Raw genomic sequence first — 7,948 nt, 5'->3', positions numbered from 1 at the left:
CCATTCGCTCAATAATGTGCGGTCAGGCTGAAGAAGACGCGGGTCGGCTTGCCTTCCTCGGTCGCGACATTCAGGTTCAGCGGCTTATTGACTTCAAAAGTACCGAAGAGATTTTTGTGCAGATTGACCCGGACGCCACCACCGGCCGAGGCCAGTGTGACGTTGCCCTGCGGACGGGTGTTTGACAGGCTCGAAACCTGCCCGCCATCGTAATAGACGTAGAATTGCGACCCCTCCGGGAAGGCTTCCCACACGGGGGAATAGCGCAGCTCGATCGAGCCGGCCCAGCCATTGTCGCCAGAGATTTCGCCATCATTATAGGCACGGCCGAAATTCGGCCCGCCCAGGGCGATTTCCTCTGACGCCAACAGCGGCGTCCGGGTGAACTGGCTGGTCAGCGTGGCGAGAATGCTGAAATTTGCTGGCAATTGCTGAACGCGGGTCAGGTCGGTGGTGACCTTGAAGAATTCCGAATGCCCGGCAATGCGCGACGCCAGACGACGCCCGTGATCACTGGCCCCCAGCACATCCAGCCCCTGATGCACCATGATGCGGGCGGCGGTGATGCCTTGCCAGCTATCGCTCAGATCATAGGAGAAACCGGCCCGCAGGATGCGCAGCTTATCCTCGGTGAAGGCCGAAGACGCCAGATCGGTCTTGACGTTGCGATATTCGAACTCGCCCACCAGACGCATATTCTCCAGACGCGACCGGATCAGCGGATAACTGACGGTGGCAACCTCGGCCACCACCTCGCTGGCAATATCCAGCACGCTCAGATCCCGCCCCGGTGCGGAATTGGCGTAGGAGGAGGCAAGCCCCAGGGTCAGCCCGTCACTGCCCACCACCGCCTGATAATTACCGGCCACCAGCCAGGACCGCTTGGCCGGCGTCGACATTTTCGCCGTCAGGCCGATGCGGTCGGCATTGGACCCGACCGAATTCATCACCAGGGACGCCGTGAGTTGGGAACTGCCCAGATAAGGCGAATTACGGTTGTCATAGGTCAGGAAGGCATCGACCGGCTTACGGTCGGCTTTGACCACGATAACCGAACCGCCCAGCACATCCGGGGACGGCTCCAGGCTGCCCCTTACGGTCAGGCCGGAAAGATCATTCGCCAGCAAAAGCCGGCGCTCAATCGTTGCGATATTGATCGGCTTCACGCCACGCAGCGGCTCCAGCAGCCGTTCAACCGCCGCTTTTGCCGGGCCGATATCGGCATCATAGATAATGTCGGAAACGCTGCCTTCCACAATGGTGATGCGGAAGACGCCACCATCAATCGTCTGCTCGGGCACGATCACGCGGCTAGTGACATAGCCGGCGCTGCGGTAGCGCAGCTCAATCTCGTTGGCGACCACGAACAGATCGCGGACCGTTACTTCCTTGCCAATCAGCCCGGCATAGAGGGGGGACAATGCCTGGCTGTCGAAGGCGGTGTTTCCTTCGATTCGCACTTCGGTAAGGGTAAATTTGAAAGTCTCCGCTCCCTGCGGCGCCTCAGCGGCGGAACCGCGCGGCACGGAAATGGCCTGCCCAGGTGCGGAAGGGGTGGGCATGACCGGGCGCGGCAGCTCGCGCCCAGGCTCAACCCCCGGCGGCAATGTCGGCTGAACCTGCTGGGCCTGCGCAAGGGGGGCCGATGCAAGCGTCATCACCACGGCAGCCGCCTCAAGGGCGAGCAAGGCTTTTCCCTGCTTTCCACGCCGCGAGTTTCCACGACGCAGCCGTGCCTGCCGATCGAAATTGCTCATCTCTTCCCCACCCTTCACTTTGGCGCCAACCAATTACTATTAATGCGTTTACATTCAGTAATAGTTCATTCGGCTGCATAATGCCTGTGAGGCCGCTCCAGCGCAAGCAAAACGCTCAACTAAAAGCTCATTTTCCGGGCATTTTGCGACCCGTCCTCACGAGGAACAGTCACAAAAACATGTTAACAATAAATAAATAACGAGCATACGGAGGCCAAAACTTGAAAATGCTTCGTATATTATGATTTGTTTTAACATTGAATTCGAATGATATTTGATAGTACGGGGTGTATTTTTATAAAAAATCCACAAATAATCAAAATAATTCCCTAAAGAAAAATTTCAAAAGCCTGCCCTGGATCCAGCGGAGTTGCCTATTTAAGCACCCAAGAAGGCAACCCATGGTTTATAGCGTGAATAATAGCCGTCCTGCTCCTCCGCCCATTATCGGAAGGCGTGTGATCTGGCAGAGGGCATCGGGGTGGTGCTTGAGGAAACGATGCCCCTACCCCATCTGGATCAGGGATAATCCATTCGACAAGAAAGCCTATATCGCTTCTGTGGTCACAACAGGATCAGAAGGAAACATCGGATGACGGCAGACGATGACATGAAAGCTCCGTTCCCAGTGACACGCACTGACGAGGAATGGCGACGTCTTCTTACGCCCGCGCAATATCAGATCATGCGCCGCCACGGCACGGAAGCGCCAGGAAGCTGCGGCCTTTTGCGTGAGAAACGGTCTGGCCGTTTCTGCTGTGTCGGATGCGGCCAGGCGCTTTTCCAGTCGAATGGAAAGTTTGAAAGCGGCACCGGCTGGCCCAGCTTCAACGATCCCCTGCCCGGTGCGGTTGGCACCAGCATTGACCGCAAATTCGGTATGGTACGGGTTGAGGTTCATTGCGCGACCTGTGGCAGCCATCTGGGCCATGTATTTGAGGACGGGCCCCCGCCAACCTATCTGCGCTACTGCATCAACGGCATCGCCCTGGATTTTGTACCGGACTGACCCTGTCTCCGACAAAATTATCCAAGGCACATAACCGCCAGCCTGAACCGTCCCACTGACATTGCTTGATAAATGTTACGTTATAACATATGTGTGACAGGTCTTAGTTTTTGCCGTGTCAGGATTGACTCATGTCCCACCCCCTGCTTCCCGTCACCGTTCTTTCCGGCTTTCTGGGCGCCGGAAAAACCACGCTGCTGAACCATATCCTCAATAACCGGGAAGGGCGCCGGGTCGCTGTCATCGTCAATGACATGAGTGAGGTGAATATCGACGCCGATCTGGTGCGCGCGGGCGGTGGCGACCTGTCCCGCACGGATGAAAAACTAGTGGAGATGAGCAATGGCTGCATCTGCTGCACGCTGCGCGATGATCTGTTGCTGGAGGTACGCCGACTGGCGGCGACAGGCCGCTTCGATTACCTGCTGATTGAAAGCACCGGCATCGCAGAGCCGCTGCCCATCGCCGCCACTTTCGATTTCCGCGACGAGAACGGGGACAGCCTGTCCGATATCGCGCGGCTGGATACGATGGTCACGGTGGTGGATGCCGTGAACCTGCTGCGTGACTACGCCTCCACCGATTTCCTCAGCGACCGGGGGCAATCGTTGGGGGAGGACGATAACCGGACCCTGGTGGATCTGCTGGTTGAGCAGATTGAGTTTGCCGATGTCATCATTCTGAACAAGCTGGATACGGCCACGCCGGAACAGGCTGACCTTGCCCGCAAGATCATCCGGTCCCTGAACCCAGGTGCCGATCTGATCGAAACCGCGCAAAGCCGGGTCGATCTGGGGCGCGTGCTGGATACCGGTCGTTTCGATTATGAAAAGGCGCAGGAGCATCCGCTCTGGTTCCAAGAACTGCATGGCTTCAAGGACCACAAGCCGGAAACGGAGGAATATGGCGTTTCCTCCTTCGTCTATCGTGCGCGTCGGCCGTTCCATCCGGAAAAGCTGTTCCAGTTTTTTCAGGAGGAATGGCGCGGTGTCGTCCGCGCCAAGGGCCATTTCTGGCTGGCCACACGGCCGGAATGGGTGGGGGAACTGAGCCAGGCGGGCGCTCTTGTCCGGCATGAAGCCATAGGCTTCTGGTGGGCCAATGTCCCCCGCGAACGCTGGCCCGACGCGCCGGACTATCAGCAGGCGATAAAGAGCAAATGGCACCCCGTCTATGGCGACCGTCGGCAGGAACTGGTCTTCATCGGCATCGACATGGATGAAGCGGCGATCCGGCACCGGCTGGATGATGCCCTGGTTGGCGATCCTGAGGCCCATGATATGCCGCTCGCCAAATGGAAAAACCTGCCTGATCCGTTCCCCCGCTGGAAGCGGCAGGGAGAAGCGTGAGGTGACAGCCCTCATGGATCATCCTGGTCTGGCGCGATCAAGGGATAAGGCGGTGCTGTCCCGGGTACTTGAGCCGACTACAACGCTCGCCATCTGGGAGCGTCAGCCCCCGCGTGCCCTGCTGGACGGAATGGCGCGGCTTTGCCCCGCTCACCTGCCGCAGGGCCGCGCCCTTGTCTGGCTGCCAGACGTTCCCGCCGCCCTGACGGCAATGCTATCGGGAACGCCCATCGGCCTCACGCCGCTTGGGGTAGCTTTGCATGCGGATATCTTGGCGCTTGTGAGCGAATTTGCAGTCATCGCTGGCACGGATGTGGTGGATATCCGCCTGGACCGGCTGGCCCATGATGCGTGCTGGAAGTTCCACCGCGACCATGTGCATCTGCGCCTGCTGGCGACATATCGGGGCCCGGCCACCCAGATTGTACCGGACGAGCAGGCCGAGACCGCCTTGCGGGAGCAACGCGCCTATCGCGGCCCGCTGGAAGATGTGCCGGAAGGGGCCGTCGCCCTGTTCAAGGGCGCCAGAGGCAGCCCCGGCCAGGGCGCCGTACACCGGTCCCCACCCATCAAGGGCACCGGCATGGTGCGGTCCGTGCTGTGCCTCAACCTGCCATCGGAAGCGTCGCCCCGGCTATGGCAGCCATAATGAGGTGGCCGGATTAGTGACACCAGAGCGTGCCATCGGCCCCCGGATGGCAACATTGCATCGTGTTGGCCATGGCGGCCGCCCGGGCGCGGTACAGTTCTATCGCGCGCTGCCGCATGTCGTTGGACGCGGGCGCCGTCTCACCCGCCGGATTGTCCGCTGGCGGGGGCAATGCCTTTGCCGCTTCAGCTGCCGCTGCCTGCTGCTGGTCCAGGATCGCCTGATAATCAGCGATGCCGCAATCCTGGTTCTGGTAAATCTTGCCGCAGCCATAATCCTCGCCGGCTTGCACCGGCAGGGTGGGCATCAGCACCAGCAAGGCCGCAAGCGCTGCTTCAGGAATTCGGCACGACACGCGCGTCCTCCAGGTGGAAATAAATGCCGTTTTCATCCTCAGCCGACAGGCGCAGGGTGCCTTGCAACCGGACCTGATCCAGCGTCGCCGTTACCGGTTCTGCTGCACTGACCTGGATCAGGTCGGCTGGCCCCGGCGGTGGGCAGAAAGGACAGGTCGGCGCCAGGGAGGAGAGCAGAAAGCTGCGGCTCCGCTCCCCCGTATCCAGTGGCAGGAAGAAGCCGGCGACAAGAAAGGTTTTACCATCCAGGGCCTGGATATCCGGCGTGAAGACGGCAACCGGTCGCTCCACATCACGGATGCGCTTTTCCGTCTCCGTCGTGCCGGCCAGCTTGTCCCATCCTAAGGTGGCACGCGGCACGGCACGCGGATCATCATGGATCTGCGCAGCCTTCGCGGGGTCCTTGACCTCTTTGAACGCCAATGCCGGCGTGGTCATGTACAGCAGCAGCAGCACCGGAACAAGCAGCGCTTTTAGCGGCGCCATAACCCTACCCCTTGGCCAGAAGACGGCTGACATCAGCACGGTACACCTGGATAGAGGGTAAAAGTGCCGCCGCCAAGGCCACAAGCAAAGCAAAAACCAGCAGCCAGAGTTCCGAAACCACAAAGATACCGGCGGACAGGCCAAGATCGCGGGCACGGGCGGAGAACGCCGCCATGCCCGCGATGCCGGCATGGGCCAAGCCTACGCCCAACAAGGTGCCGCCCAAACCCACCAGCAATGATTCCGTCAAGATCTGGCCGGTCACCCGCATCCGGCCTGCCCCCAATGCCTGCATCACCGCCAGATCATAGCGTCTCTCTTGCAGGGAATTGGCCAATGCCACGAAGGTGGAAAGACCGGCTGCCAGGATCAGGACCAGCCCCAGCAACCGCATGGCATCCAGCCCGATCCCCATCAGGGATCGCAGGCGCAGCATCTCCGCTGCCGGGCTGGCCGCCTGCATGTCCGTGTCGCTGTTGATCTGACGCGGCAGGCGGGCGGCGGCCAGCGGCGTGGCATAGCGGACCAGGATGGCCGTTACCTCGCGAGAGGCGCCATGGTCCTCGCCCTCTCCCACATGGTCATGATCGTGGTGATCATGATCGTCATGGGCGGGGCGGGCGGCATCCTGCGGCAACGCGGCGGCTCCATGGTCATCATGACCATCTGCCTCCTCTGCTCCCTCTCCCCCATGCTCATGGTCATGATGGTGGTGGTCATGAACGGCCCAGACACTTTCCACCGGCGTCAGCACCAGCCGGTCCAGCACCGTGCCGGTTCGGGTCAGGATGCCGGTGACGGTATAGGGCATATCGGCATGCGCCTCGCCATTGCCGGTCAAGCCATGGCTGCCGATGATTTTCGCCCCTACTGTGACGCCGGAGCGTGCGGCAACTTCAGCCCCGAGCACTGCCTCCATCGGCGCGTTGAACAGACGGCCCGAGGCCATGTGCCCACCATAGTGGCTGATATAAGCGACTTCGGTACCCAGAATGCGGAAACCGCTGAAACTATCGCCCGTGGCAACGGGAATGGCCTGGCGCACCATACGGTTGGCCCGCAGTTCAGCCACGGCGGAAAGGGGCACATTGCCGGTGGGCACATCCACCTGCATCACCGCGGAAAGCACCAGTTGCAGCGGACTGCCCTTGGCGCCCACCACCATGTCGATGCCGGCAACATCACGGTCCAACCGGTTTTCCATCCCGCGCTCCAGCAGCAGCAGGAAGGCAATCACCGCAACGCCCAGGGCCAGCAGCAACAGGTTCAGTGCCGTCGTCAAAGGGCGACGTCGCAGATAGGCAAGGCTCAAGCCCAGCATGGTCATGCTGCCTGCTCCATCGGTTTGGCAAGGTTCAGCAGCACCGGCAGGCGCGAGGTCAGCCGCTGATCATGGGTGGCGACCAGCAAGGTGGCCCCGCTCAACCCCGCCTGTTCCAGCAGCAGCATGATAACCGCCTCGCAATTGGCATCATCCAGCGCGCTGGTAGGTTCATCAGCCAAAAGCAGGGCGGGCTGGTTGACCAGCGCCCGCGCCACGGCCACCCGCTGGCGCTCCCCCTGGGAAAGTTCATCGGGCAGCGCGCGGGCCCGGTCGGCCAGCCCGACACGGGACAGCAATTGCGCAATCGCCTCCTCATCCGGGACATTACCGGCCAGCCGGGCCGCCAGCCGCAGATTGTCCGCGACACTCACCGCTGCGATCAGATGCAGTTGCTGGAAGATAATGCCGATATGCCGGGCCCGCAGCCTGTCACGCCCAGCCCGCCCAAGGGCTGTGAGATTCTGGCCCAGCAGCGCGATGCGCCCCTGGTCCGGCATCATCAGCCCGGCGATCGCATGCAGCAATGTTGTTTTGCCACTGCCGCTGGGGCCCAGCAGCAATCCGTGCTGACAGGAAGATAATATCAACCGTGGCACGGACAGGATTACCCGTCCGCCGGCGGTATGCCGGACATCGCTCACGTCTAACAGGGGGGCTTGCATCATACCGGACCGGTTGCTGTTTCCCATTTCACGCACGATATAACATTACATTCATCGGCGACACCATGCGCCGAAGGATGAATTCTCTGTAATCCGCCCGACTGGTGCAGAAGGTTAGGCCCACTTGCAGTCTTTTATAAAATTGATAAACCCTATCCCAGGATTTTTCTTCAGATCAGGGATAAAATGGTTTCCACGACAAATAATGAAAGCCGTCATGTGCTGGCAACCACTGGCAGGGATATGATGTCGCTTTGGAAACCTTGCGCAATTGCCTTAATATTGCTGCACTTGATATCTCTACCTTGCGCGCGCTGATAGAAGGTAGCCTGCCATCCGGGAAAAAAGCCGCTATA

General features: G+C 60.3%; 8 protein-coding genes. 3 read left to right on the top strand and 5 right to left on the bottom strand.

Going from position 1 to position 7,948, the window contains the following annotated elements:
- Nucleotides 1–8 precede the first annotated feature (8 nt).
- Complete coding sequence (locus G473_RS0113210) at nucleotides 9–1,757, bottom strand: ShlB/FhaC/HecB family hemolysin secretion/activation protein (protein ID WP_245580062.1); 1,749 nt, start codon at nucleotides 1,755–1,757, stop codon at nucleotides 9–11.
- A gap of 592 nt (nucleotides 1,758–2,349) precedes the next feature.
- On the opposite strand from G473_RS0113210, the gene msrB reads away from it, so the two are divergent.
- From msrB to G473_RS29950, 3 genes are all read left to right on the top strand, one after another.
- Nucleotides 2,350–2,766: a peptide-methionine (R)-S-oxide reductase MsrB gene (gene msrB, locus G473_RS0113205; RefSeq protein ID WP_245580061.1), complete on the top strand. Its 417-nt coding sequence runs from the start codon at nucleotides 2,350–2,352 to the stop codon at nucleotides 2,764–2,766.
- A 131-nt stretch (nucleotides 2,767–2,897) separates the two neighbouring features.
- On the top strand, nucleotides 2,898–4,115 hold the full coding sequence (gene zigA, locus G473_RS0113200) for a zinc metallochaperone GTPase ZigA (RefSeq protein ID WP_029013482.1): 1,218 nt from the start codon (nucleotides 2,898–2,900) through the stop codon (nucleotides 4,113–4,115).
- 52 nt (nucleotides 4,116–4,167) lie between these two features.
- On the top strand, nucleotides 4,168–4,764 hold the full coding sequence (locus tag G473_RS29950; protein WP_161630989.1) for a DUF1826 domain-containing protein: 597 nt from the start codon (nucleotides 4,168–4,170) through the stop codon (nucleotides 4,762–4,764).
- Nucleotides 4,765–4,777: 13 nt separating this feature from the next.
- On the opposite strand, the gene G473_RS0113190 is transcribed toward G473_RS29950, so the two are convergent.
- From G473_RS0113190 to G473_RS0113175, 4 genes are read right to left on the bottom strand one after another with little or no spacing between them, the layout of a single operon-like run.
- Nucleotides 4,778–5,119, bottom strand: coding sequence for a hypothetical protein (locus G473_RS0113190; protein ID WP_154667401.1), 342 nt, complete (start codon nucleotides 5,117–5,119; stop codon nucleotides 4,778–4,780).
- On the bottom strand, nucleotides 5,100–5,606 hold the full coding sequence (locus G473_RS29340; RefSeq protein WP_051330256.1) for a DUF3299 domain-containing protein: 507 nt from the start codon (nucleotides 5,604–5,606) through the stop codon (nucleotides 5,100–5,102). Before G473_RS29340 ends, G473_RS0113190 begins: the two co-directional genes overlap by 20 nt.
- Before the next feature lie 4 nt (nucleotides 5,607–5,610).
- A complete protein-coding gene (locus G473_RS0113180) occupies nucleotides 5,611–6,933 on the bottom strand; it encodes an FtsX-like permease family protein (RefSeq protein ID WP_029013480.1) in 1,323 nt (440 codons plus the stop codon).
- Nucleotides 6,930–7,595 (bottom strand): ABC transporter ATP-binding protein, encoded by a 666-nt coding sequence (locus tag G473_RS0113175; RefSeq protein ID WP_210163318.1) that lies wholly within the window; start codon nucleotides 7,593–7,595, stop codon nucleotides 6,930–6,932. Before G473_RS0113175 ends, G473_RS0113180 begins: the two co-directional genes overlap by 4 nt.
- Nucleotides 7,596–7,948: the final 353 nt, after the last annotated feature.

This window comes from Niveispirillum irakense DSM 11586 (assembly GCF_000429645.1).
Lineage (GTDB): Bacteria > Pseudomonadota > Alphaproteobacteria > Azospirillales > Azospirillaceae > Niveispirillum > Niveispirillum irakense.
The sequence above is the reverse complement of the archived record's forward strand: the minus strand, read 5'-3'. Positions and strand labels throughout refer to the sequence as shown.